We start from the raw sequence: 24205 nt of genomic DNA on the forward strand, positions 1-24205 counted from the left end.
ACTCAACCTCCTGTCTTAATAAAACTGCGGAATCGGTCCGACCTGAGGGGTCTGATCAGGAAGGTCAATCATTGTCTCATCCACGTAGCACCAACCCCAGCCTTCCGGTGGATCGTAGCCTTCGATGATGGGATGGCCCGTGCTCCGAAAATGCGCCGTCGCATGCTTGCCGATTGATTGATCGCAGCATCCAACGTGTCCGCATTCACGGCATAGTCGCAAGTGGACCCAAGCTTGCCCGGTTGCCAGGCATTCTTCACACCCCATAGTCTGGGGCCTGACGGATCGAACGGAGTTCTGATGGCTGCAACGCGTCATTTGAAATCCTATCCTATCGTTGGATCTCAGGTAACATACCTGAGAACGCTACTTTGGACAGTCATACGCAAGGGTTATGGTGACCGCTTCACTTGCCGTCCATCGAACCGAGACGGGTTAGACTGCCTCACTCGACCGTGTGCTACCCATTTGAAACGTAAGAATGCAGAAATTGCGAAAGACGAGCGCTTTTGGGTGAAGATTATGGGCAAACCCACGTTGGCTTTGCGGGTAAAGCCTTGGCCACGCGATTGGCAGTTCAGCACATGGCAAACCGGGGTAAAGTCGCGACGGAGCGCGAAGCGGTGAACGCCCCTGGTTGCCTCAGCTGCCTCATTATTGAACGCCGCCTTGACAAACGTGTGGTTGAAAGTCGTTGCTCGCGGACAGATTTTACTGTTGTTGTTTCGGCTGCCGCGTCTCGCGCGGCAGCCTTCAATATTAAAGTGCGCGGAGATCTTCAGCCGCTGTTTTACCAGAACGCCGATCCTGCTTCGGTTCGTAACTGACTTTCTGACCATCCTTAAGGCCTGAAAGCCCGGAACGCTCTACCGCCGAGATGTGCACGAACACATCGGGAGAGCCATTATCGGGGGCGATGAAACCATAGCCCTTTTCAGAGTTGAACCATTTCACTGTACCAGTAGCCAATGTAAGTCCTCGGTTGATTTGCGATTGGCAAAATAGTCACGAAGGCCCGTTTGGCAAGATGCACGGTTTAGTTTGGGGGAGTTGGCCCAACGGAAATATCCGAAGACGAGGGAACATGGACAAAACATTACGGGCGCTCAACCCGATTGGGGAGCGCCCGTATGTTTGCTAGCGACAAAAACCAACTGCGTGGCAGGCCGCTTGCTTGAGTCGTCCATCTATCGATGGAATCCGCGTCTCGCAACGCCAGTTACCGCAGCGCAGCTATGCATTGCCCGTCGTTTTCGTCCTCGCCGCCAACCACCGTCGTCAGAAGTCAACTACGACTGACCGAGCGCTGCGGTTGGCCGGTCCGTGATACACCGCCTCTATGTTGTTCCCGTCTGGGTCAAGCAGGAAGGCGGCGTAGTATCCTGGGTGATATGATCGTTCGCCCGGTTTACCGTTGTCGCTACCGCCGTTGGCGATGCCCGCGCTGTGGAATGCGTCGACAGTGGCACGATCCTTTGCCTGAAAGGCCAAATGATGCCGCCCAGTCAGCTCCCCGAGGGCAGCGTCGCTGTCTCGGGATGAAATGAAGAGTTCGTCAGCCCAGAAATAGTCATCGGCCTCACCACCAATTGGAATTTCGAGCACCTCTAACAGTGGGAGGTAAAAGGCGCGGCTTGCCGAAAGATCGGCGACGACCAATTGGATGTGATCGATTAGTCGGCCGCGATGAAGTTGGGCAGTGTCCATTTCGACGCCTCCAATTCGGCAAGATAACGAAACGGCAGGGTGCGGTTTCGGTTCCATGTTTCGCCGTGATTTCGGTGGAAGTCGACATCCCCTTATTGTCGTTGCCGCTCGAGCGCAGCGTTGCACGATTCATAAATCCCCAAGGGTGGCAGACGATCAGGGGCCGGTGGTCCAAGCGGTGAAAATCGGAAAGTGATCGGAGGTGTCGATCAGCGGCTGGTCGTCATCGAAGTTGCCGTTACTGGCCGCATCGTAGGTATTCAGGCTCCTGCCGCCGCCGCGCGTGCCGTAAGCCGTCAATTGAACCAATATCACTTGAGCGCGCTGCGTGATTATCAAGTTGGCCCCGGTTGCTTTGGAACAAACCCAACGCCAAATCCGAACACGCGGCCAATCTTTTCCAACGTTTCGAGCGTGGGGTTCGCGGAGCCGGCTTCGATCTCCGCAACTTGTCGCCTAGTAAGCGACAGCATCTTGGCAAATTCCTCCTGCGTCATGCCGAACCCTTTGCGGATCTCCGCCACAGCACCGGGCAGCCTCAGGTCCCCAGTTCGAGCACGCTTCGCAAGTGTTCTCCGGTTTTCAAGAATCTCCTCTTTCGTCGGCTTCTTCCATCGAGCCATTTAGCGGTCCTTCGCCATCATTGACACGCCGCCAGACCGCTGTCCGCCATCGCTAGACAGCTGCAGGGGCAGATCGGAAGCGCGCGAACCCCCAGCAAGGCTGAGGTGATCGGCCAGCTTTCGCCTTGCGTGCCCCTGGGGCATAAGATCCAAGAGGAAGGGTGGCCAGCTGCGGCTGTATCGATTTTCGAGGTCAACGGGATAACGGACTGACAAGGCACGATGGTCGCGGACCGTTTTGCCGGTCGCGAATTCCGCCGACGCCATCGTGACGAAATAATCGAGATCGTAATCGACGATCGACGCGCCCTGGAAGCCGGCCGCGTCGTCCTTGAATTCTAGGGTCGCGGCGTGATGCCACTCGTCATCAAAATGGGTTTGGAGCGTTAGGCGCATTAATTGACCCTTTTAATGGTTCAAATAATGCATTTCTAGAAATTATTCAACCCATCAAAGTGGGTTGAATGACTACCTCCAAAACTGCCAGCTACCTGTGCGAGGCTGTGAAACCTTTGAAACTACGCCAACTCTCCTACTTCAAAGCGGTGGCCGAGGAACTGCACTTCGGCCGGGCGGCAGCCAGGATGCACATTGCCCAGCCGGCCTTAAGCAATCATGTGATGTCGCTGGAAAGGGAGCTTGGCTGTCCGGTGTTCATCCGCTCGACGAGACGGGTGGAACTGACCAGGGCAGGGGAGACCTTTTACTATCGCTGTGTGCGGATCCTGAGCGACATCGACCTGACCACGGAACTGACCCGGGCAGCCGGCGGCAGTCGTATCCGCCAGATCAGGATCGGCAGCATCTATCCGGCCACCATGGGCATGCTGCCGACCTTCCTTGCCAAGATCGCCCGCAAGTTTCCCCATGTCCACATCTACCGCTGGCCCTGATGATATCGTCGACATCGCACGGTCGCTGGCAAGGGCAGGGCGGTAAGGCACCTTCCGCGACTTCGACGACTGTGTTCTTGCAGCTCTGAGCTGTCGCGGACAAGTCCGATTGGTCTGTTAGGACTTGAAGGTTAATTGCGGTATCAGTGGCCGCCTTATTATGGACGTGCTCAAAGATGAGACTGGAGGGAAGGTGCGGCCGAGGGAGTTTGACCGCACTGCGCGCGATCTCGTCGTCAATGGCTTCTGCTCTCCTGACGCCATAGAAAGTGCACTGCGAAGAAAGCCTTTGGCCAATCAAGGAGGGTGCAATGCAGCGAAGCGGCGAGCTCGATTTCAGAACGATGTCCAAAGCCGTTCGGGCGTGGTTTCTTTACTACGAAGAAAGCCCTGATGAGAGGGCGTCGAACGTGCTATCCAGCGCGGCGATAGAATTTTACAACGACGGCTATCGTAATGCTGAGGACATCGCAGCGATGCTGATCGGCACCTACGTCGGACTGTATTCGACGAGAGTTAACGCTCCAACCTCGCTGGCCATCCACTAGGTAATTTGGGCACTCGAAGCCGACATCGCGCGCTTTGCCAACTTCGACCGGATTGCCTCAAGTGATTTGACGCTGAGCGAAAATTGCCGGCAGAGCATCTCCTGTGTCCCGTCGTCAGGGGGCAACTTGCCTGCCAGCGCAACAAATATCTTTCCCGTCCTCCACGCGTCGAGCGAGCTCGAATGGACTGTTTTCCGCCTTAGGCCGTCTGGCATTTCTCGGTCGATGCCTAGCCATGCACTCAGACTTGTGACGCCAGGCGTCACGGGCTGGCGCGCGGGAAGGGCGTGCTTTGCCATACGGTAGGTACAAACTATCCGTCCTGGATATTCGATAATCGATGGGTCACCTTCGCCGAGCATAAGCAAGTCGCCAGTCATATCGTGGGCGACAACGAGCCTTCCGGCCAGCAAGTTCGCAATCTCCTCTTTGACTTCCGTGAATTTCGGGGCAGATCGCACCTTTCGGTCTCCTATCCCGTGCTTCACTCTCGCGAAATAGCTAATCGGGCGCTCGGGATTGATCAGCCAATGGTGCTCTCGCACGAACGCACCGTGACTAAACTCGCAAACGGAAATCTCTACGGGCCGCTGGTTTTTGTTACCGTCGCCTTCGATATCCAAAGCTAGGAAATCACCTTTGGCTAGCTCGGAGAGGCGAAGCATTCTGTATCCTGGGAAACATTTCGAGGGCGGCCAATACTTACAGAAAAAGTCTGCGGAGACCAACTGCCCTGACAGGCAGCCATGCGTCAGACAGCGCTGATCATGTTTTTGCCGTGGTCAAGATTCCACTGCGGGCCTTCGACAAGTGGCGCCGGAGAAGCGTCGACAGAGCCAGCGCCTTACGGATATGACGACACTCATTACGACATATGACGCCGCCGCCACTCGCGAGCTTCCTGGCGGCGATTGCCTAATCCGCAGCCGAGGACTAGGTGGCCTTCACGTTTCGGTGTTTTCACCATCATGTGTGTAACAAGGTCGGGCTTTCTCACGTAGTTCCGGTAAGTAGTATATTCAGTGGAATATATTGCTCCAAGCAAGCGGACCTAGTGTGTCACGTCAGGTGAGGAGAAGCGAATATGTTTACCAGACGTCTGTTGTTTCTTAGTGCGGGGCTCTCTGTCGTGGCATCGCGCTTTGGCTGGGATGAGGGAGAGGCAGTCGCAGCGCAATTCTTCCCTGTCTCACATTCCGATGCAGAGTGGAGAAAGATTCTCACGGCCGACCAGTACTCGGTGCTGAGGCAGGAGGGGACCGAGTATCCCTTCACCAGCCCACTGTTGAACGAACACCGCAAGGGCAATTTCGCCTGTGCGGGCTGCGATCAGAACGCCTTCTCCTCGACCACGAAGTTCGAAAGCGGCACCGGCTGGCCAAGCTTCTGGGCACCGCTCAAGGGGGCGGTATCGACTAGCCAGGACAGTTCAGGGAGCATTGTGCGTACCGAGGTTCACTGCAGCCGTTGTGGCGGCCATCTCGGCCACGTCTTCGACGACGGTCCAAAGCCGACCGGGCTGCGATACTGCATGAACGGCGTTGCCATGACTTTTCACCCGGCCTGATGCTTGCGAGATAGACTTATGCTCCTTTTCATCCTTGCCTATCTCGGCGGTGCGCTGACGATTGTCAGTCCCTGTATATTGCCGGTATTGCCTTTCGTTTTCGCGCGCGTAGGCCAGCCCTTCCTTCGCAGCACATCCAATGCTCGTTGGCATGGCAGCGACCTTGGCGGCCGTGGCAACACTTGCTGCGGTTGGTGGCGGTTGGGCGGTGCGGGCCAATGAGTACGGCCGCCTTACTACCGCGGCTGAATGAATGGGGCCGGACTGGAAATTGGACCGTCGGTGCAGAAGACCGGGCTGAACGATATGAACGGCAGCATCTATTACCGCTTCCACGCCCGAGACCTGCATCTGGTTCTCGGGCCGGGAGCGGACGGAAAACCAGTTCGGTTCCAGGTGATGATCGACGGCAAGCGTCCGGGTGACAGCCATGGTGTCGATATCGACTCGGAAGGAAACGGTACGGTGACAGGTCAGCGGCTCTATCGACCCGTGCGCGAAGCCGGATCGGTCGCGGACCACACGTTTAAAATTCGGTTCTTGGATCCAGGTGTCCAAGCTTATGCGTTTACATTTGGCTAGAGGAGATCGCTACGATGCACATTTCTGACAAGAAAGCAGGAAGTTCTCTGCGTCTCATTATTCTCGGCGCGGCGGTGTTTTCGAGTGTCGGCGCCTGTTTGGTACTGCCGGCGTCGGCCACGGAGGAGGCAACGGTGATCCCGGCGCCGGTCGAGGACGAGCCGGTCAGCGCCGCGTCCGAAACCGCCGTTCTCGCCGCAGGCTGCTTCTGGGGCGTCCAGGGCGTTTTCCAGCATGTGAAAGGGGTCGTGAGCGCGACCTCGGGCTACGCCGGTGGCCCGCAGTCCTCGGCACAGTACGAGACGGTCAGCACGGGCTCGACGGGGCATGCTGAATCCGTGGAGGTCGTCTTTGATCCAAGTAAGGTCAGCTACGGCCATCTGCTACAGATCTACTTTTCGGTAGCGCACGACCCAACGCAACTCAATCGCCAGGGGCCGGATACGGGCACCCAGTATCGCTCGGCGTTCTTCCCGCAGACCGACGCGCAGACCAAGGTCGCCAAAGCCTACATCGACCAGTTGAACCATGCCCGCGTCTATGATGCTGCGATCGTCACCAAGATCGAGCCAGGCAAGAGCTTCTATCCGGCAGAGGCCTATCATCAGAATTTTCTGACGAACAATCCGACCTACCCGTATATCGTGATCAACGATCTTCCAAAGATCGAGAACCTCAAGCGGCTATTTCCTGAGGACTTCCGGCGCGATCCGGTTCTGGTCGCAGCCGGTGGCAATTGACGGCGCGGGCTAGCCGAGCTTTACGGAGCGCGGATGCCGGAGGCAGTCAGCAATGGCAAAACGGCATCCACCATGAATTTCAAGGCCGCAGCGTCTTTCGCGTCGTCCAGTGATGCCTCGAACTCCGCGAGTTCTATCCCCGCGATCTGTTGTGCCGGAATCCTTTCAAAGATGCCACTCAACGGAAGAAGAAATCGATAGCTTCGTTCAGTTCGTGCGAAATATTCGACGCTTATAGGCGGCCACTCTGAAGCTGCGAGGCCGCGCGCTGAGCATCCGTGGGAATTTCAACAAATGAAAAGTACGCCGCCGAACGCAGTGCTCGGTGCCCGGATGAAACTGGTTGCGAGCTCTCGGCAACACCCAGGCCGACGAATACGAAGTTTTGTAGCATTTCCTAGGGCGTAGCCTTGGTGTAGATTTGTCCGCACAATCCAGAATCCCGATCAATCCCGCGGCAGTTTCCATAGAGGCAATCTACAGCTGAGCAGGCGACAGCGGGGAGAGAGGCTAGTTCAAGGTGGGACATGATTGTCGCTCGTCGACATATTACGCGACGATGGCCGCATTTCATCGCAATCGCTTTGTCCTTCTTTCTTGATTGCGGATTACCAAAGCTTGCGGTCGCAGATCCTGTTACTGACGATGGTCGCGCTTTGATGGCGGCAATCGGGAAGAACGATTATCTTGTCGCTCGCACGATCTTACGTCGCGGGAATGTTGACGGAAATGGATATGCTGACGGGCGGTTCAAGCGGAGCTTTTTGAAGGAAGCTTTGCTGACGCAGGCTGATGATCGTTTGATTGACCTGCTGATGGAGAATGGCGCGAACCAAGAGGGATGGGACTATTTCGCCGGTCGCTCCTCGGGTGCCTATGCTGTCGCCGTCGGAGGCGTCAAAAGACGCGGTGCAGAATCTACGCTTCGGATCATACGGGCGCTCAGGAGTAAAAAGTTCGAACATATCCGCGGGGTGAAAGAGAACGTAAGCCTCCTTTCAGTTAACGGGCTTCCACGCCCAGATTTTCTATCCATCGTTGACGAGTTGGCTGCCGATGGAGTTGACCTGAAGGGAGAGTTTCGCAACGGAACGCTCAAGATGGTTCGAGTTTTCGATACGGGCTTGGAGGCCACTTGGCCGGATCTTCTCAAGATAATTGATGTCAATGAGGCCGACGCATCCGGCAATACCATTGCGAGCGTATACGCCGGGGCCAATTGCACGGTGGAGAGTTGGCAGGAAGACAATCCAAACTGGTTTTGCAACGAGGATCCCGCCAGGTTGAGGAAGATTGAAACCGCCGTCCTTTCGCCAGCGTTTAAGGGAGACACTCTTCTCCAAAAGGCCGGAGGCTGGACGACGTTTGACCATCTGGGCTTCACATCCGGTCAAATTGGGAGGAATTGCTTCAGCATTCCACGCGACGTCAGTCCTGTTCAGGATGACATTCGGGACTTCCTGAATGCCACCTTTTCTACAGAACTGTCGCAGTGGACACCTGTGAAAGACCCGTCATGTTCGGTGCGCGTTTCTACCCTCATTTGCAAATGCCCGCGGCCGTAAGCCAGGTTTGCAAAAGATGCTTACCACGAGAGATGCCTTATCGCCCACCGGGCACCCTTGTGCCTATATTTTCAGCCCATGAGGCCAGTAACCTGGCCAGGCGTCTAGCCTACTCGGCGACCCACCACCGTTCTGAACGGTGAAGCACTGGACTCCGACGAGGAAATGCACCCCACTTCGGCAAACTGCAGAACCCACTATGTGGTCGGGGAGGGAAGCTGCATGTCGGCAATGTCTTCATGCTTGCCTTTGATCTTCTCTTCGATGGGCACGCTATCCGCAGCCCGGAACTCATCGCACGGCACAGTTGCGTGCAAACTCTTTTGGGGCACTGCACTGCGACTGACGGCAAGGGCAGTGACTGAAGCCAGGACCGCGGCCAGAAGAAACATGCGCTTCATTGGTATCGCCCCAAATTGCCAAAGACCTCAGGATACAATCGCGATGTGAAGAGCTCAAAGCGCAACATCCCGGCGCCCCGGGACACATCTGAAATGGAAAAGGCCCGACACATCATGCGCCGAGCCTTTCATTGGGCTGGTCACTAGTTGGGACTGGATTCCAGCTTGCGCTGACCGGCTGAATGGTCATCGCATTCCCAGAACTGCTGAGCCTGCTTTAGGTTCCCTGTGATGAGAAAGCGAAAGCCCGGCAGGGAGGGGTCCCGCCGGGCCTACTGTGGACCAGCATTTGGGCGATGCATTGATCCTTGTAGCGTGTTGGGATTTGCTACGGTGGGGAAAACTGATGGCGGCGGGAAAAGTTCCAGCTGGCTGCGAAAAGCTCGGTGAGCGTTATGATAATTCGAGATGAACGCAAAAGACGCAATTAAATCAATTAGATGTCGCGGATATATCAGGGCCGCGATTGCGACCATCGCCACAAGCATCCATTTGGACGCCGGCCTGCCTAGTTGAGGGCCACAGAATTGAATCTTGACCAGACGTGATCAGCGATCGGCTCCTTGATCCCCGCCACCAAGCCCTTGATACGTTGGGCATCGGTGGTTCCAAGCAAAGCGGAAGCGACTGATGAATTCGCAAGAGGAAATTGCAGGGCGGCGCTTGCCAAGCTGACGCCTGACTCCCGGGCAATTTCCTGCGCTGTCTTCGCAAAAGGCGCTAGAGGATCCGAGACGTCACGCTCTGCATTCTCCTCAAGAAGCGTTCCCCCGTTCAGAATCCCTGCAACGATCAGGGGCGTTGCTGTTCGCTGGCACAGTCCCAAGAGGCGAGTTCCGGCGGTCCGATCGATCAACGTGTAGCGGCCCGTGAGCATGATGCAGTCGAGCTTGGACCGCTGCATTATGTCAAGGCATACGCCGACATCGTTCACGCCGATGCCGAAGGCGGCAATGTCTCCATTCGCCTTTAGTTCGTCCAGCGCCTTGACACCACTTTCAAGGAACTTGGCAAGGTGCCGTCGATAGTCCGCGCGACCAAGGGTAGGGGCCTCGAGATCATCAGCCAGTAGAATGTCGATTGATGACAATCCCAACCTGGCCATGCTGAACTCGAAGGAGCGCATCACGCCTTCGTAGGAGTAATCGTACGCGATGTCGAAAGGCATCACATTCGAGGGACGCCCGCCGACCGGCGTCAGGATCTTGCCGACCTTGGTAGACAGGACGTAGGACGACCGTTCATGTGTTCTGAGGAAGTCGCCGAGCCGCCGTTCGGAAAGCCCCAGCCCGTATCCGGGAGCTGTGTCAAAATAGCGGATCCCGCAATCCCAGACCGCTTCCAGAACAGCCTCGCAATCCAGAACACTGCCGAGGTCGCCAATGCGGCTGGCGCCATACCCGATTTCTGACAGTCTGAGCGGCGAGGCGCCAAGTTGGCGAAACTTCATTGACGATTGATCCGAGGATAGCGCTGGTTGACCACCTCGGTCCCAAACTTTGGAATGTTGAAGCGGGTGTAGAGCCCGAAGTAGTAGCCGTCAAGGAATAGGCGATCTTCAACTCCGGAAAGGCGATATTGGACGTCGTCCGCTTCGTTTCCGGAAGCTGATAGTGAATGCAGTAGCGAAGACCGTCCTTGTGCAGATCCTACAATGCGTTCAAAGGGGTGTCTTTACGTGCCGTCCGCTGCATCCGGCGACCCACGGCGGCGATTGCCTTAGGTCGGGGCCATGACGACAGACTACGATCGCTGTTCGTCGAGTTGATGGCCGTATCAAGCGCGTTGAACCCACACACGCGGGGAGGCTACCTCCATCGAAGGTAGCTGCTCGTCGACCATGTTGCTTCCGGGCGCTGACCGTTGTGATAATGTCGCACCGGAGGCGCCGATGGACCACGATTTCATCGCATCGATCTACGAAGCAGCAGTCATTCCCGAGCTGTGGAAGGGTCGCGGACTGCTCGATCAACTGGCACGCCGCAGCCATGCCCACGACGGTGTTCTGATGGGCGTCCCGCCGGAAGGTGATGTCCGTTGGATCGGGAACGACTCCGCCGTTCCGAAGATGAAGGTCTACATCGCAGAGAACTGGGGCGCAAAGAATCCATATCTCCTGAGCGAGGAGCGAACCCGCAGGTTCTCGGAACCGCGATTCCTGATGGACACGGACATCATGACCTACGAGGAAATGATGGCGAGCGAGTACTATCAGGGCTTCATGCGACCGCATGGATGCTTCTGGCATGCCGGAACGGGCATAACTTCACCTTCTGGAGATATCATCAAGCTCTCGATCCATCGCAGTTTCGAGGAGGGCCCGCTCCCGAGCAAGGTCACCGCATCGCTGACGGAGATAAGGCCACACCTTGCTCGCGCCGCTCTCCTGGCGTCGCGGCTGAAGTTCGAGCAGATCAAGTCGACAGTCGACGCAATGGAAGCGCTTGGCATTTGGGCTGGTGCCCTCAAGAACGGTCGGCTGGTCGTAGCCAATCAGAGTTTCCAACGCCTGATCCCGAGTACCATGCGCGACTGTCGACATCGGCTGGTCATCGACCAGAAGACAGCCGACGCCCGCTGGGAGTCGCTGCTCGAAGCGGGCGTCACCAAATACGGCGGCTCCTTCCCGATCGCCGAACAGGAGGATCAGCTTGCAATGGTCGTCCACGCGCTTCCGATAGCCGGAGCCGCGAACGACATCTTCAATGCAGCCGATCTGCTGATGGCCATCACGCCCCTGTCGAAGGAGGCAACGGTCGACGAAGGCATTCTTGCTGGGCTCTACGACCTCACTCCTGCTGAAGCGTCCGTCGCCCGCGAGATCGGCCTCGGCAAGAGCGTCGACGAAGTGGCGAAGGCCCGCGCAGTCTCCGTGGGCACGATACGAACCCAGCTTCACTCGGTCTTCGACAAGACGGGTTCGAAGCGGCAGGCTGAGCTCGCTCGGCTGATTTTCGGACTCGCCAAGTGCGGCGACTGAAGCGTTCGTCTATCAAATGATATATGCGCGCCAACCCAGCTTTTGATAGCCTGCGCTGTGGTGGCTGGAGGGGTGCCCTTGCGGCGTTGACGAGGGATTTCGCCGGAAGGTGTCCGGCCACCGATTTGGACAGGAATGCCCGTGCTGGCCCGTTCGAGCTGTGGCCGTTCCGCGCGCCTCGTGGCGCCGTTTGTCGGTCCAGGTCGAACGCGGTTTTGCTTCTGCTGACAACTGGAGGTTATCATGAGACCGATCATTGCCTTGGCAGTGCTTGCTGCCGTCCCCACCATGGCCCTCGCTCAGGCTGCGCCCAAAGGCGCCGCGCCAATTCCGGCGGCCGAGATCAGGGAAATGTTCTCCGGGAAGACATATAATTTCACCGAGAAAGGCCACAAGGGCGAGAAAGAACCGATCTCCTGGTACCTTGGCGCCGACGGCAAGATGCTGGGTTATACCGGAAACGGACCATCCCATGCCGCAGGCACTTGGTCGACAGCGGACGGGAAGCTTTGTGTCTCGGATCAGTGGGCCGGAGCATGGGGAACGAACCATTCCGACGAATGTCAGCTCTGGGCGCGCGATACCGCGAAGCCGAAGGTTCTATACCGCGCGGAGCCGAGCAAGGGCGGAAGCTGGACGAAGTTCACGCCGAAGCTGTCCAGCGGCGACACGATCACCCCGAAGATCGAGGCCTTGAAGGTAAAGCTGGCAAAGCAGTAGTAAACCGGACCTTCGCTCCCTGTCTTTTTCGGACGCGTGCGCTGGACTCCCGAAAACAAGGGAGTCTGGCGAATGTCCTAAGTCTCCTCATTCCGCTCCATGAATGGGTAACGCAGCTTCCCGGAACTGGGTCATCTACCGGTCGTGATCACCATCCGGAAGCGTGCCGCTCCACTCATCATCCGCTCATAAGCCTCTGCCGCCCGCTCCAGCGGCATCGTTTCGATCATCGGACGAACGTTGGCGAGAGCGCTGAATGCCAGGGTGTCTTCCGAGTCGCTCGACGTCCCGGATGGCCATCCCTGAATTCCGCGACGTCCGCCAATTAACAGGAATGGCGAGACTTCGATTGGCTCGGATGACGCGCCAAGCACGATCATCTTGCCATTGACCGCCAGCCCACCAAGCACCTCGCTCATCGCCTTCGAATTGGTGACGGTCGACAGGATCACGCGGGCTCCGCCCAGCTTTCCCAATTCGGCCGCAACGTCTTGGGTGGTGCTGTCGAGATAGCGATGAGCACCGAGCTCACGCGCCAATGGCTCCTTGTCGGCTCCCCGCGCGATAGCGACCGTGCGGCAACCCATTTTCGCGGCGAATTGTACGCCGAGATGACCGAGTCCGCCGATGCCGAGCACGGCAACCGTGTCGCCTGCCCGAACACCGCTGTTGCGCAACGCGTTGTAGGTCGTGATCCCGGCGCATAGCAGTGGAGCGGCCTCGGCTGCATCGAGCTCATCAGGGATTGCGGCTAGGGCTTCAAATGGTGCGATCATATACTCTGCATAGCCGCCGTCGTAACTGATGCCGGGAATTTGTGCGTTCTGGCAGGTTACGAAATCGCCGCGCCGACAGGACGGGCAATGCCCACAATGGCCGCCGTGCCAACCAACACCCACCCGTTGACCGGGCTTCCAGTTGGGCACGCGCTCACCGACCTTATCGATCACGCCGACCACCTCGTGACCAGGCACGCGTGGGTAGGCGATGCCGGGAAACGCTCCCATCACGGTGAAACTGTCACTGTGGCATACTCCGCATGCCTGAACCCTGATCAAGACCTGGCCAGCGGTCGGGGTCGGAATCTCGCGTTCGACCATTTGCAATGATTGATTTGCGGCTTTTACTTCAACACAGCGCATGCTCGGCATTGAACCCTCCTCAGATTTCGTTTTGCCAAGTTCCACGTGTCGCGACGTCGCCACAGCAACAGGCCTTGGTCCGCGTGGCGGCATCTAGCGCGATCGACAGCCTCTTCAATCTGGTGACTGGCGCAAAGTATAAGGACGAGGGAGCAACGAGGTGACGGTGACCAATGAACGCTGTCGTTCCTAGCCGAGACAATGCAACTATTGCAGGTCAGCAATACGCGCCTGTCCAGGACTAATCAACGCTACCTTCACCTGCGCCGTCGGCCAATGGAACCTGTTTCGCCGAACATCACTTGCAGGGTATCTTGCCTGTAAGCATAAGGGTTTTCATCGTAATTGTTCTCGAGACATAATGAAGATGGACGCTCCTGCCGATGTGCCATCATCCCGTAGCAAACCGGCTGCCTTCACTGGTGGGGCGGCAATCGGCGCACTTGGCGGTCTAATTGGACTCGGAGGCGCGGAGTTCAGGCTTCCTCTTCTGATCGGAGCTTTCAACTTTGCGGCCCTGGAGGCCGTCATCCTCAACAAGGCGATGAGCCTGGTTGTCGTGGCGTCGGCGCTTCCGTTCCGCGCGGCGACGGTACCGTTCAGCGAAATCGGTTCCCACTGGCCGATCGTGGTAAATCTGCTGGCCGGAAGCTTGGCGGGCGCATGGTTCGGGGCCGGATGGGCGACGCGCCTCAAGTCCGAGACCCTCTACAAGATCATCGCCGCGCTTCTGGTCGCCATCGCTCTGGTCCTGATCGTCGGTCACAATGCCACTGCAGGCGAGCCGCTTCTAACGGGTGGTGCCCAGCTAGTCGCGGGCGTCGTTGCAGGCTTCGTGATTGGTCTCGTGGCGTCCCTTCTCGGAGTAGCGGGCGGCGAACTGCTGATCCCGACGCTCGTGCTTTTGTTCGGTGCGGACATCAAGCTGGCCGGATCGCTGTCGCTCTCCGTCAGCCTGCCGACAATGCTCGTTGGCTTCACGCGATACAGCCGTGATCAGAGCTTTTCGGTACTGGGACGCAACAAAATGTTCGTGATGGTCATGGCGGCGGGATCGATCGTCGGCACGTTCATCGGCGGCTTGCTGCTGGGGATCGTTCCGAACGCGGTTCTTCTGCCCGCGCTCGCTGTCATCCTGCTTCTCTCCGCCGTCAAGGTCTGGCGGCACAGGTAGCCGTCAGATCGACTTCAACTGCACTCTCTGTTCGAGCTTGGCAGCGTCTTCCTTCGCTCGCTGTAGCGATCCGTGAGGTAGGACGAGGCGTCGCGGGTGAGCAAGGTGAACTTTACGAGTTCCTCGCAGACGTCGACAACACGGTCGTAGTAGGACGACGGCTTCATCCGTCCGTCGGCGTCGAACTCCTGATAGGCCTTGGCGACCGAGGACTGGTTGGGGATCGTGATCATCCGCATCCAGCGGCCGAGGATGCGAAGCTGGCCGACGGCATTGAATGACTGCGAGCCGCCAGATACCTGCATTACCGCGAGCGTCTTTCCCTGCGTTGGCCGCACCGACCCGACGGCAAGGGGAATCAAGTCGATCTGGGACTTCATGACGCCAGTCATCGCGCCATGGCGCTCGGGGCTGACCCATACCTGGCCTTCGGACCATTCGGAAAGTTCACGAAGTTCCTGCACCTTGGGATGGCTGACGGGAGCTTCATCTGGCAGGGGGAGGCCCTTGGGATCGAACACCCGAACCTCGCAACCCAGTCGCTCCAGCAGACGGCGCGCCTCGTGAGCGAGAAACCTGCTGTAGGAAACCTCACGGAGCGATCCATAGAGGATCAGGATGCGCGGCTTGTGTGTCGAGAACCGCGGGCGGAGCGCTTCGAGGTCAGGCTGGGGGAGATGCCGCTCCTCGAGAGCGGGGAATTCCTCAGACAACGCGCTTTCCCTTCTCGTCGAGAACCTTCTCGCCGTCTTCCTTGGTGAAGGCACCTTTGTGAGTGTCCGGCAGGATATCGAGCACAGCTTCAGACGGCCGGCTCAACCTCGTGCCGAGCGGCGTGACGACGAACGGACGGTTGATCAAGATCGGGTCCTTGAGCATGGCGTCGAGCAATTGGTCGTTGGTCAACGAAGGATTGTCGAGACCAAGTTCTTCGTAGGGCGTTCCTTTCTCGCGGATCGCCTGACGCACGGTGAGGCCCGCGTCTGCGATCATTTTCACCAGTTCGGCTCGTGACGGCGGCGTCTTGAGGTATTCGACTACACGCGGCTCGATGCCCGCATTGCGGATCATCTCAAGCGTGTTCCGCGACGTCCCGCATGCGGGATTGTGGTAGATCGTGACGTCCATGGTCATGTCCTTTCTGTGATGGTGTTTCGGGATACGGCGGGTGCGGCCTCGTACCAGCCCTTGGTGCGGTTCACGATCCAGACCACCGACAACATCACGGGGACCTCGATGAGGACCCCGACAACAGTCGCGAGCGCGGCTCCGGACTGGAAGCCGAACAGGCTGATGGCGGCCGCGACCGCAAGCTCGAAGAAATTGCTGGCTCCGATGAGCGCAGACGGACCGGCGACGCAATGCTGTTCGCCCGATATCCGGTTCAGCAGGTAGGCCAGTCCCGAGTTGAAGTAGACCTGGATCAGGATCGGCACCGCGAGCAAGCCGATGACGGCGGGCTGCGCTATGATTTGCTCGCCCTGGAACCCGAAGAGCAGGATCAAGGTGGCAAGGAGGGAGAGAAGCGAAAGGGGTTGCAGCCTTGCCAGCAAACTGTCCAGGGATCGCGTCGTGCCATCAGCAGTCAGGCGCTTACGAACGATCTGGGAGATGGCGACCGGGATGAGGATATAGAGGACCACCGATATCGCCAGAGTATCCCAGGGGACCGTGATCGCCGAAAGGCCCAATAGCAGTCCGACGATCGGTGCGAAAGCGACGATCATGATGGCGTCATTGAGGGCTACCTGTGACAGGGTGAAGTGGGGTTCGCCCTTCGTGAGGTTCGACCACACGAACACCATGGCGGTGCACGGCGCAGCCGCCAGAATGATCAGACCAGCAATGTATGAGTCAATCTGGTCGGCCGGGAGCAGTGGGCGGAAAAGCCATCCGACGAACAGCCAACCGAGAAGTGCCATCGAGAATGGCTTGACGGCCCAGTTGACGAAGAGGGTGACCCCGATCCCGCGCCAATAGCTGCCGACCTTCGCCAGAGAACCGAAATCGATCTTCAGCAGCATCGGGATGACCATCAGCCAGATTAATATCGCGACCGGGATGTTTACCTTGGCGACTTCGGCCGCACCGATGCCATGGAACACGCCAGGCATGACATGGCCGAGCGCGATTCCAACCACGATGCAGAGGAAGACCCAGACGGTCAGATATCGTTCGAACGTGGACATATCACTCGGCCTTTGCGGGTTTGACGGACGCGCCTTCGAGCGAACCGATCTGCCGGACATGCTGTTCGAGCGCCATGCGGTCGATGGAAGCCAGCGGCAGGTTGATGAAGGCGGTAATGCGGTTCTTGAGGAAGCGCGCGGCCTGCGCGAAGGCGCGTTGGATGTCGACCTCGCTTCCGACCACGGCGGCAGGGTCCGCGACGCCCCAGTGCGCGGTCATCGGGTGACCGATCCAGACCGGGCAGGCTTCTCCAGCGGCGCTGTCGCAGACCGTGAAGATGAAATCCATCTCGGGTGCTCCGGGTTTAGCGAAGACGTCCCAGCTTTTCGATGAGAAACCCGTCGAGGGATAGCCGAGGGCGTCCAGCTCCTTGAGCGCATGCGGGTTGACTTCGCCCTTGGGCTGGCTGCCGGCGGAGAATGCCCTGAAGCGACCAGCGCCTTCCTTGTTGAGTATGGACTCAGCGAGGATCGAGCGTGCGGAATTGCCCGTGCACAGGAAGAGCACGTTGTAAGTCTTGTCGGTCATGGTCGTGTTCCGTGGTTAGGTCGCAGGCCGCCTGGTCAGTTTCATGATCGTCGCCGACGCGGGACAGAGCCCCGAGAGCTGGCGGGTGGAAAGGATCGCTTGGGGAACTTGATCGCGGCCAATAGCCGTAAAGCCGAGGTGCTCGAAAAACCGTGCAGCGTTGGTGGTCGCGAGATAGACGGCGGATCCGTTTGGCGTTCGCGTGATCGTCATTGCCGCGAGGCGGCGGCCATATCCCTGTGACCTGAACGCCGGTAGGATCACCATAGACCGCAGGAGAACAGCATCGTGCGAGGCCGCTTCGATCCCGGAGTAGCCAATGATCTGGTTCTCGGTGTCAGCGAGCCGGAAGAATGATCGCCCCGGTTCGCCGATGTCGTCGATCGGTAGCCCAGCTGCCGCAAGACCGGTCGTCAGCTCGTCAGAAACACTGATCGGATCGAGTTTCAGTTCACGCACGGCCCGGTCTCCGGCAAACAGCAGGGTGTGAGGTCGGCGATCAGCGGAGCGCACAGCTCTGCATTTCCGCCGCAGCAGTCCTTGAGCAGAAAGAGCGTGAGTTCGCGGAAACCTTCCAGATCCGCCCGGTAGATGATGGACCTGCTGCGTCGCTCGCTCTTGACGATGCCCGCCCTCGAAAGGGTCGCAAGATGGGCAGACATGGTGTTCTGGGGGACATCCACCATTCGCGCCAATTCCCCGGCCGGAATGCCGTCCGGCTCGGACTTCACAAGCAAGCGGAAGGTTTCTAGTCTTGTCGTCTGCGCCAGGGCGGCAAGCGCCGCAATTGCCAATTTCGATTCCATATATCCAGAATAACGGATGTATTTTTAGTGTCAACTGCTACCTGCGGACACGCGGCGTACCGATACGTTCATCGACGAAATGGCGTCGCAACTAGTGTCTCGCCAAGCGTGATCTGCCGAGCTCTGCCACCGAGTTTGAGGGCCTTAAAGCGCCTTGGTCATTGACGGGTTAGACGATCAGCACTATGCGGTCCAGGCGTCTGAGAAAAGGATCCGAGCAGGCGTCACCGTCCGGTGAATAGCGCGGCGCCGGCAACGGCAACGCCCAACACTCCAGTCCGCACGTCAATGGGAACCGCGCCTGGACGGCACATTCCTTTCAATTACTCGTTCATCAGGCAGAAGAGAAAGAATGTTATCGTACAATCCGCTCGAAACCCAATCCTTTGACGCGTTCCTGTTCGACATGGACGGAACGATCCTCGATTCCAGTGCTGCGTCAGAGCGCGTCTGGGGAGGCTGGGCAAGGGACAACGGAATTCCGACACCGCCCTATCATGGTCGGCGGGTGGAGGACACGATGGTTGACCTGAGGGCTTCGGGAATTGATCCGAAAAGGGCCGCCGCCGAAATCACAGAACGCGAGCTCGCGGATCTCGACGGCGTTGTTCCAATCCCCGGAGCGCTCGAGTTCCTGACATCGCTTCCAAGTGGGAAATGGGCGGTAGTGACCTCTGCTCCGAAGGAGCTCGCATTGAGGCGTATTGCAGCCGCCGGCTTGCCGCAACCGATGGCCATCATTGCCGCGGAGAATGTAATTCGAGGAAAACCGAAGCCCGACCCGTTTCTTGCCGGCGCCGAACTTCTTTCCGTTTCTCCCACGCGATGCCTGGTCTTCGAGGATGCTGACGCGGGGATACATGCCGCGGAGGCTGCTGGTGCCTCTGTTGTTGTTATTACCCACACCAACAGTGCGACCCTCCAGAACCGGCCGGCCGTGCCTGACTACTTGGGTCTGCGTGCCCTGGTGGTGGGAGCGTCACTGGCAGTTGCGCGGACCCAGCGCTGAGTGCAATGACCGCGGGGAGCGCGGACCATAGGCTGTTACCGGGTTCGGCCAGCGATCACTTAGACAAACGTTGGCTCGGGATCTGGGTCGATCTTAAGGCGTTTCGCTCCCCGGGAGCGACCTTCAGGCCATTGGACGCCGAAACGCGTTGATCGCAGATTCTTTAGCTGTCAAATATTGGCTCCGGTGAAGATTTCGAACGGCAGCATATGCTGTGAGACGACTGGCGTGCGGTGCGTGTCCAGCGATCGGCGGCGAGGTCCAGGATGCAAAGCTGACAATCGGCGTCGACGTAGCCTTGGAGCGGGCTGGTACATATGACGGGTACGAAGACGGAGGGGACAAACGTTGATCTGGCTATGCCCTGCCAAGATGCTTCGGCCAGAATTCCTGATGTACTTTTGCGGCTTCGTCTTGAAGGTTCGTCGGACCAACCACGGTGACGACGCGCGCGCCGGTTTGCAAAATCGACCGGCTCGGCACGTTCAACCCGATCCCAGCGATCTCGCCAAGCCGCGTTTCCGAGCACGCAAACACCATGCGCCCGATACCCGACCAATAAATTGCCCCCGAGCACATCGCGCAAGGCTCCGTGCTGGTGTAAATCGTGCAGTGATCGAGAAAAGCAGTATCGTAGTGCTTCGCCGCCAGCTTAACCAAATTCATCTCGGCGTGGTTGGTCATGTCGTGGCCGGTATAGACACTGTTTTCAGCGCGCAGGATTATGTCGCCGTCCTTGACCAGCAGCGACCCAAACGGTTCGTCGCCGTGTTCCACCGCGGATTTCGAAAGTGCAATTGCCTCGTGCAAAAATGGCTCGTGGTTTTCCATCGAAACCTCCCCAAACACTAGAGCGGCTTGAATTTGACTTGAATCGAAGGGATTTCCAAGATGCTGCTAATGATCCTGGCGGATAATTTGGCGTTCCGCGCTTGGATGGGCGACACCGTGGGCGGGTAACGAGTGCCGATAGCCACCATGCTCTCCTTGAGAGGTTGCCTAGGCCGCATGTTGTCGATGATTTTGGTTTCCGCTCCCGCCCCGATAGTCAAAGACATGCCGACGTGATGCCCCATCACGTCAAGCTCTCTTCAACCGCGTATTCCTTTGCCCATTGTCATATCGGGTTGAATTGTTTTCTTGAGCTTTCACTTTAATCGCCTGATGGCAAAGTCACCGCCATCCAAGGCACACCTTGCAGAGGAAAATGACGACGGTTTAGGTGAAATCAAGGTCTCGAGCATACTGCCACGATGGTTCCAAGCGGCCATCCCATCGTCGCGCCGTTACGGCTGAGTACCGGTTGACGGATTTGCCGGAGCGGCGGCCGGCGGGGTTACGGGAATCACTGGCTTCGGAAAAGATCGAGAAATCGGGGGCGTTGTGGATGCTGTTGAAGTTGGGTCGGTTGCAGTGCCACCCCTCTGGATCCATGCAAATGCAGCTACCAAAATGATGGCGGCCAGAGCAATCCAGGGACCCCAGGCTCCGCCTCACGGCGAGGCAAACTCATCGGTTTTCCGCCAAGCGATCACGTCTACCCGGATATCGCACAAGCGCGGCAGTGTCCTATCTTCAAAAGTGGTTCTCCGAGGTGTCGTGCCGGCAGCTACCCATCCTTCCCAAACGGCATTCATTTCGTCAAAACCCATGAGATCCCGAAGCCAGATATTTGCTTGAATCAGTTCGTCCCTATCGGTGCCCGCCTCTTTGAGAAGGGCATCAATGCGATGAAGAATTTCGGTCGTCTGCGCACTTACGCTGTCCCCCGCGGCGGAGCTGGCGATCTGGCCGATAATATGGACTGTTTGGAGTGGCGACTCCTCGTCCACGGACGAGTGCTCGATAGCCATCGGCCGGTATCCTTGTTTCACTTGGCATGCCGGTTGCTGCCGAAGGTCAGATTGCAGCCATCGCGCCAGTTGAACAGGCTGTTTTATTTTTCGCGGCTATAACGGGTCGTTATGGGCGGTCCGCCATGGCGGTGTGCCGTGACACGAACTCGACAAGATAACGGACGCCCTCGGATGCCTCGGACTGGGCATAGAATCCAATCTCGATCCGCACTGCGCCAGGTAGGTCGGCGGCCTTGTCCAGCGCACGGCATCCCTCGGGGATAGTGGCTTCAAGCATAGGACCGACACCAATGCCGACCCTTACCGCCGTTGCCATCGCGACCAACGTTGAAGCAACGCATGCCGTCTTCCATTTTATGTTCCGCTGCGACAACGTCGCGATGGTGCGGACATTCCAGGGGCAGCTCTCATCAAACATGATCACCGGGAGCGGCCTGCTTGCGTCGACCACGAAATCCGATCTGACGACCCAGGTGAGATACTCGGTCCAGATCAGGATGGGTTTCCGATTGAGGACGGTGATATCGCAAACAACGATATCGAGTTTCCCTTCTTCAAACATCTCTGCCAGACGCCGGTTGGGCTCGACGATTATGTCGATGTCGACCTTGGGGTTCTGAGCCCTGAAGTCACGAAGGATATTTATCAGTCGACTGGCGGCGAAGTCCTCGACGACTCCGAGACGGATGCGCCCTTGAAGTATCTTTCCGGTGAGCCGACGGCCGACCTCGTCGGAAAGGACCACGATCTCTCGGGCGTAGGCCACCATGATCTGGCCGTGAGCGGTGAGCTCAAGTCCCTTGGACGACCGGGAAAAGAGCGTTACTCCGACGAGCTCCTCGAGCTTGCGGATCTGCATGCTCACTGCCGCTTGAGTTCGGTGCAATTTGGCAGCAGCGCCGTTGACCGTGCCGATTTCGGCGACCGTCAGGAACGCCCGCAACAAATATGAATCGAGATCAAGCATTAGGCGGGTTCTTCGTCTGCGTTAAACCAGCCGTGCGACGGTCTCCGTCTTCGGCTAAGCGTGGACATTGTACGATCTGAAGTTCATGCGCAACGGCCAGAAGCTTTGCCGTCGTCTGTAATGTCATAATCGCCCCCCACGTCCAGCTTATAAGGTTTTCTGAACGGACACGCTGCTGAATGCTGCAATGGGAGCGACTTGAGTATCAGAAATCGTTATAGGCCCTCACGAAATATCAAGGTTGTAAAGCCTTTTGGCTCGGCGAATGATGGCATCTCGGATCAAACGGGGGAGCTTATCTTGACGATTGACCAGGATTTTCTGGAGGACCTACGCCGTCGCTTCGGCAATGCCGCCGGCGGTGAAATGCAGGATCCACATTTTCGCGAAGTTGCTGCAAGCGTCTTCAAGGATGGCGACAGCCGCAAATGGCCGTTTGCCGATCCGGCGACCTTCCTTGGCGCGTCCTTCATCGAGAACGGCATCAGGCCGGAGGTTTTGGAGGCCCTCGATGTAGCTCTTATCGGCGTGCCAATGGACCTTGGCGTAACCAATCGAGCCGGATCACGGTTGGGCCCGAGGGCTGTCCGGGCGATCGAACGTGTCGGACCCTACGAGCATGTTCTTCGGGTCGCGCCGATGGGCAAGCTCAAGGTCGCTGATGTCGGTGACGTTCCGATGAGAAGCCGCTTTGATCTCGCCGGTTGCCACGCGGACATCGAGGCCTGCTACCGCATGGTCGCCAATACCGGAGTGATCCCCTTGTCCGTGGGGGGTGACCATTCCATTTCCGGCGCGATCCTCAAGGGATTTGCAAGCCGTACTCCCGTTGGAATGATCCACATCGATGCCCATTGTGATACGGCCGGGCCATATGAGGGCTCGAAGTTCCATCACGGCGCCCCGTTCCGGGAGGCTGTCCTCGCCGGTGTCCTCGATCCCAAGAGAACGATCCAGATCGGCATTCGAGGAGGAGCCGAATACCTCTGGGAATTCTCTTTCGCTTCGGGCATGACGGTTATACACGCCGAGGAAGTCGCGGAGATGGGCATCAAGGCCGTCATCGCGCGCGCCCTCGAGGTTGTCGGTTCCGGCCCGACATATATCAGTTTTGATGTCGACAGCCTGGATCCCGCCTTTGCGCCGGGAACTGGAACACCGGAGGTTGGTGGACTGCTTCCGAGAGAAGTTCTCGCCATGCTGCGCGGGTTCCGAGGCGTTAATCTCGTCGGCGGCGACGTGGTGGAGGTCGCACCGCAGTATGACGCGACTACCAATACTGCCCAGATAGCCGCACAGGTGCTGTTCGAACTGCTTTGCCTTGCCATGTTCAGTCCGTCCGCACGCAAGCGGGCCGCCTGAAACAGTCGGACCTGTCTTCAAAATCCAGAACCAAGAAAAAGGGAACATAAAATGAATATGAGCAAACTAGGAAGAGCCATCGCTGCTGCTGCCGCATTCACTCTGGTCGGACTGTCGGCACATGCCGACGACCTCGCCGACATCAAGGCCGCCGGCCAAATCAGTGTCGGCATTTTCTCTGATTTCCCTCCATTCTCGTCGGCCAGCGCCGACATGAGCCTCAAGGGATATGATGTCGATGTCGCCCAGAGCATTGCCGACAATCTTGGTGTGAAGCTCAACCTCGTAAGCGTCACCGGACAAAACCGAATTGCCTATCTGAACGACAAGCGCGTCGATATTCTGATGAGCGTCGGCTTTTCCAAGGAGCGTGCCGAGGTCATCGATTTTGCTGCTGCCTACGCCCCGTACTACATCGCGGTCATAGGCCCGGCAGCTGTCTCGATCAAAGGCAAGGATGACCTCGCCGACAAGACAATTGCGGTTAACCGCGGCACGCTCGAAGACACCTCGTTGACGGCTGCAGCACCGGCATCGGCAACGATCCAGCGCTTCGAAAACTACAATTCCGTCATACAGGCCTTCATTTCTGGTCAGACCGAGTTGATGGTGGTCGGAAACGATGTTGGAGCGCAGGTCCTGGCACGCCAGGACGCGTTGAAACCCGAGCAAAAGTTCCAGCTCTTGACGTCGCCTTCGCACATCGCCCTCCGCAAGGGCGAGGAGGGTCTCAAGAGCTCCGTCAATGACGTCGTTGCCAAGATGATCTCCGAGGGGAAACTCGACGCAAGCTCGAAGGCCTGGTTGAAGACGCCACTCAACCCTGAAAATCTCAAGGATTGATC

Annotated in this window: 29 protein-coding genes and 4 pseudogenes; 14 read left to right on the plus strand and 19 right to left on the minus strand. The window is 58.0% G+C overall.

Going from position 1 to position 24205, the window contains the following annotated elements:
- Nucleotides 1-15: 15 nt before the first annotated feature.
- Entirely contained in the window at nucleotides 16-318 is a 303-nt protein-coding gene (locus AF71_RS18120; RefSeq protein WP_169682387.1) for a UBP-type zinc finger domain-containing protein, read from the minus strand.
- Between the two features lie 191 nt (nucleotides 319-509).
- Between AF71_RS18120 and AF71_RS18125 the strand changes: the two genes are divergently transcribed.
- Nucleotides 510-827, plus strand: coding sequence for a hypothetical protein (locus AF71_RS18125; RefSeq protein WP_169682359.1), 318 nt, complete (start codon nucleotides 510-512; stop codon nucleotides 825-827).
- Here the strand turns inward: AF71_RS18125 and AF71_RS18130 are convergent.
- The 5 genes from AF71_RS18130 to AF71_RS18150 all read right to left on the minus strand — a co-directional run bounded on the left by AF71_RS18130 (nucleotide 760) and on the right by AF71_RS18150 (nucleotide 2726).
- Nucleotides 760-969 carry a cold-shock protein gene (locus tag AF71_RS18130; protein ID WP_062368753.1) on the minus strand — a complete coding sequence of 70 codons (210 nt, stop codon included), beginning with the start codon at nucleotides 967-969 and terminating at the stop codon, nucleotides 760-762. The two genes, AF71_RS18125 and AF71_RS18130, sit on opposite strands and share 68 nt — an antisense overlap.
- Before the next feature lie 309 nt (nucleotides 970-1278).
- On the minus strand, nucleotides 1279-1707 hold the full coding sequence (locus AF71_RS18135) for a VOC family protein (RefSeq protein ID WP_169682389.1): 429 nt from the start codon (nucleotides 1705-1707) through the stop codon (nucleotides 1279-1281).
- Between the two features lie 156 nt (nucleotides 1708-1863).
- Nucleotides 1864-2022: a hypothetical protein gene (locus AF71_RS18140; protein WP_169682362.1), complete on the minus strand. Its 159-nt coding sequence runs from the start codon at nucleotides 2020-2022 to the stop codon at nucleotides 1864-1866.
- 20 nt (nucleotides 2023-2042) lie between these two features.
- Nucleotides 2043-2330: a helix-turn-helix transcriptional regulator gene (locus AF71_RS18145; RefSeq protein ID WP_169682391.1), complete on the minus strand. Its 288-nt coding sequence runs from the start codon at nucleotides 2328-2330 to the stop codon at nucleotides 2043-2045.
- Nucleotides 2331-2726 (minus strand): hypothetical protein, encoded by a 396-nt coding sequence (locus AF71_RS18150; RefSeq protein ID WP_246733729.1) that lies wholly within the window; start codon nucleotides 2724-2726, stop codon nucleotides 2331-2333.
- 116 nt (nucleotides 2727-2842) lie between these two features.
- On the opposite strand from AF71_RS18150, the pseudogene AF71_RS32135 reads away from it, so the two are divergent.
- Both AF71_RS32135 and AF71_RS18160 read left to right on the plus strand, forming a co-directional pair.
- Nucleotides 2843-3208 (plus strand): annotated as a pseudogene (locus tag AF71_RS32135) (LysR family transcriptional regulator); the annotation flags it as partial.
- A gap of 326 nt (nucleotides 3209-3534) precedes the next feature.
- A complete protein-coding gene (locus AF71_RS18160; RefSeq protein ID WP_025659606.1) occupies nucleotides 3535-3771 on the plus strand; it encodes a hypothetical protein in 237 nt (78 codons plus the stop codon).
- Here AF71_RS18160 and AF71_RS18165 read toward each other — a convergent pair.
- On the minus strand, nucleotides 3768-4436 hold the full coding sequence (locus AF71_RS18165; protein ID WP_169682394.1) for an exonuclease domain-containing protein: 669 nt from the start codon (nucleotides 4434-4436) through the stop codon (nucleotides 3768-3770). The genes AF71_RS18160 and AF71_RS18165 overlap by 4 nt on opposite strands.
- Before the next feature lie 419 nt (nucleotides 4437-4855).
- Here AF71_RS18165 and msrB point away from each other — a divergent pair, with 419 nt between their 5' ends.
- The 4 genes and pseudogenes from msrB to AF71_RS18185 all read left to right on the plus strand — a co-directional run bounded on the left by msrB (nucleotide 4856) and on the right by AF71_RS18185 (nucleotide 8225).
- Complete coding sequence (gene msrB, locus AF71_RS18170) at nucleotides 4856-5338, plus strand: peptide-methionine (R)-S-oxide reductase MsrB (protein ID WP_169682396.1); 483 nt, start codon at nucleotides 4856-4858, stop codon at nucleotides 5336-5338.
- Between the two features lie 239 nt (nucleotides 5339-5577).
- A pseudogene (locus AF71_RS18175) lies at nucleotides 5578-5920 on the plus strand (cytochrome c biogenesis protein DipZ); the annotation flags it as partial.
- 14 nt (nucleotides 5921-5934) lie between these two features.
- Nucleotides 5935-6660 (plus strand): peptide-methionine (S)-S-oxide reductase MsrA, encoded by a 726-nt coding sequence (gene msrA / locus AF71_RS18180; protein WP_169682398.1) that lies wholly within the window; start codon nucleotides 5935-5937, stop codon nucleotides 6658-6660.
- A 527-nt stretch (nucleotides 6661-7187) separates the two neighbouring features.
- Nucleotides 7188-8225, plus strand: a complete 1038-nt coding sequence (locus AF71_RS18185) for a hypothetical protein (RefSeq protein WP_169682400.1) — start codon at nucleotides 7188-7190, stop codon at nucleotides 8223-8225.
- 197 nt (nucleotides 8226-8422) lie between these two features.
- On the opposite strand, the gene AF71_RS18190 is transcribed toward AF71_RS18185, so the two are convergent.
- Together AF71_RS18190 and AF71_RS18195 are read right to left on the minus strand one after the other, a co-directional pair.
- Entirely contained in the window at nucleotides 8423-8626 is a 204-nt protein-coding gene (locus AF71_RS18190; protein WP_169682403.1) for a hypothetical protein, read from the minus strand.
- Nucleotides 8627-9134: 508 nt separating this feature from the next.
- On the minus strand, nucleotides 9135-10076 hold the full coding sequence (locus AF71_RS18195) for an aldo/keto reductase (protein ID WP_169682405.1): 942 nt from the start codon (nucleotides 10074-10076) through the stop codon (nucleotides 9135-9137).
- Nucleotides 10077-10517: 441 nt separating this feature from the next.
- Here AF71_RS18195 and AF71_RS18200 point away from each other — a divergent pair, with 441 nt between their 5' ends.
- Entirely contained in the window at nucleotides 10518-11606 is a 1089-nt protein-coding gene (locus AF71_RS18200) for a helix-turn-helix transcriptional regulator (RefSeq protein WP_169682407.1), read from the plus strand.
- A 243-nt stretch (nucleotides 11607-11849) separates the two neighbouring features.
- Nucleotides 11850-12326, plus strand: coding sequence for a DUF995 domain-containing protein (locus tag AF71_RS18205; RefSeq protein ID WP_169682410.1), 477 nt, complete (start codon nucleotides 11850-11852; stop codon nucleotides 12324-12326).
- 131 nt (nucleotides 12327-12457) lie between these two features.
- Here the strand turns inward: AF71_RS18205 and AF71_RS18210 are convergent, their stop codons facing one another.
- A complete protein-coding gene (locus tag AF71_RS18210) occupies nucleotides 12458-13477 on the minus strand; it encodes an alcohol dehydrogenase (protein ID WP_169682412.1) in 1020 nt (339 codons plus the stop codon).
- Nucleotides 13478-13751: 274 nt separating this feature from the next.
- Between AF71_RS18210 and AF71_RS18215 the strand changes: the two genes are divergently transcribed.
- A complete protein-coding gene (locus AF71_RS18215) occupies nucleotides 13752-14642 on the plus strand; it encodes a sulfite exporter TauE/SafE family protein (protein ID WP_169682569.1) in 891 nt (296 codons plus the stop codon).
- 3 nt (nucleotides 14643-14645) lie between these two features.
- Here AF71_RS18215 and arsH read toward each other — a convergent pair.
- The 6 genes and pseudogenes from arsH to AF71_RS18245 form a co-directional block, all read right to left on the minus strand.
- Nucleotides 14646-15355: pseudogene (gene arsH, locus AF71_RS18220) on the minus strand (arsenical resistance protein ArsH).
- The gene (gene arsC / locus AF71_RS18225) at nucleotides 15348-15776 is read right to left on the minus strand and encodes an arsenate reductase (glutaredoxin) (protein ID WP_192303020.1); all 429 of its coding nucleotides are present in this window, start codon (nucleotides 15774-15776) and stop codon (nucleotides 15348-15350) included. The pseudogene arsH and the gene arsC overlap by 8 nt, the downstream one beginning before the upstream one ends.
- A complete protein-coding gene (arsB, locus tag AF71_RS18230; RefSeq protein ID WP_169682416.1) occupies nucleotides 15773-16831 on the minus strand; it encodes an ACR3 family arsenite efflux transporter in 1059 nt (352 codons plus the stop codon). Before arsB ends, arsC begins: the two co-directional genes overlap by 4 nt.
- Nucleotide 16832: 1 nt before the next feature.
- On the minus strand, nucleotides 16833-17360 hold the full coding sequence (locus AF71_RS18235) for an arsenate reductase ArsC (RefSeq protein WP_169682419.1): 528 nt from the start codon (nucleotides 17358-17360) through the stop codon (nucleotides 16833-16835).
- A 15-nt stretch (nucleotides 17361-17375) separates the two neighbouring features.
- Entirely contained in the window at nucleotides 17376-17819 is a 444-nt protein-coding gene (gene arsN2 / locus AF71_RS18240) for an arsenic resistance N-acetyltransferase ArsN2 (protein ID WP_169682421.1), read from the minus strand.
- The gene (locus tag AF71_RS18245) at nucleotides 17807-18166 is read right to left on the minus strand and encodes a metalloregulator ArsR/SmtB family transcription factor (RefSeq protein WP_169682423.1); all 360 of its coding nucleotides are present in this window, start codon (nucleotides 18164-18166) and stop codon (nucleotides 17807-17809) included. The genes arsN2 and AF71_RS18245 overlap by 13 nt, the downstream gene beginning before the upstream one ends.
- A gap of 352 nt (nucleotides 18167-18518) precedes the next feature.
- Here AF71_RS18245 and AF71_RS18250 point away from each other — a divergent pair, with 352 nt between their 5' ends.
- Nucleotides 18519-19175, plus strand: a complete 657-nt coding sequence (locus AF71_RS18250) for an HAD-IA family hydrolase (protein ID WP_169682425.1) — start codon at nucleotides 18519-18521, stop codon at nucleotides 19173-19175.
- A 247-nt stretch (nucleotides 19176-19422) separates the two neighbouring features.
- A pseudogene (locus tag AF71_RS31790) lies at nucleotides 19423-19531 on the plus strand (DUF4440 domain-containing protein); the annotation flags it as partial.
- Between the two features lies 1 nt (nucleotide 19532).
- Here AF71_RS31790 and AF71_RS18260 read toward each other — a convergent pair.
- The 3 genes from AF71_RS18260 to AF71_RS18270 all read right to left on the minus strand — a co-directional run bounded on the left by AF71_RS18260 (nucleotide 19533) and on the right by AF71_RS18270 (nucleotide 21998).
- On the minus strand, nucleotides 19533-20006 hold the full coding sequence (locus AF71_RS18260; protein ID WP_169682428.1) for a nucleoside deaminase: 474 nt from the start codon (nucleotides 20004-20006) through the stop codon (nucleotides 19533-19535).
- Nucleotides 20007-20668: 662 nt separating this feature from the next.
- Nucleotides 20669-21028 carry a Rid family hydrolase gene (locus AF71_RS18265; RefSeq protein WP_169682429.1) on the minus strand — a complete coding sequence of 120 codons (360 nt, stop codon included), beginning with the start codon at nucleotides 21026-21028 and terminating at the stop codon, nucleotides 20669-20671.
- A gap of 109 nt (nucleotides 21029-21137) precedes the next feature.
- The gene (locus AF71_RS18270; protein WP_169682431.1) at nucleotides 21138-21998 is read right to left on the minus strand and encodes a LysR substrate-binding domain-containing protein; all 861 of its coding nucleotides are present in this window, start codon (nucleotides 21996-21998) and stop codon (nucleotides 21138-21140) included.
- Nucleotides 21999-22298: 300 nt separating this feature from the next.
- On the opposite strand from AF71_RS18270, the gene speB reads away from it, so the two are divergent.
- Both speB and AF71_RS18280 read left to right on the plus strand, forming a co-directional pair.
- On the plus strand, nucleotides 22299-23360 hold the full coding sequence (gene speB / locus AF71_RS18275; protein ID WP_113161497.1) for an agmatinase: 1062 nt from the start codon (nucleotides 22299-22301) through the stop codon (nucleotides 23358-23360).
- 57 nt (nucleotides 23361-23417) lie between these two features.
- Nucleotides 23418-24203 carry a transporter substrate-binding domain-containing protein gene (locus AF71_RS18280; RefSeq protein WP_192303132.1) on the plus strand — a complete coding sequence of 262 codons (786 nt, stop codon included), beginning with the start codon at nucleotides 23418-23420 and terminating at the stop codon, nucleotides 24201-24203.
- The last annotated feature ends 2 nt before the right edge of the window (nucleotides 24204-24205 follow it).

The organism is Rhizobium sp. 57MFTsu3.2 (assembly GCF_012932765.1).
In the GTDB taxonomy this organism is placed as follows: domain Bacteria; phylum Pseudomonadota; class Alphaproteobacteria; order Rhizobiales; family Rhizobiaceae; genus Rhizobium; species Rhizobium altiplani.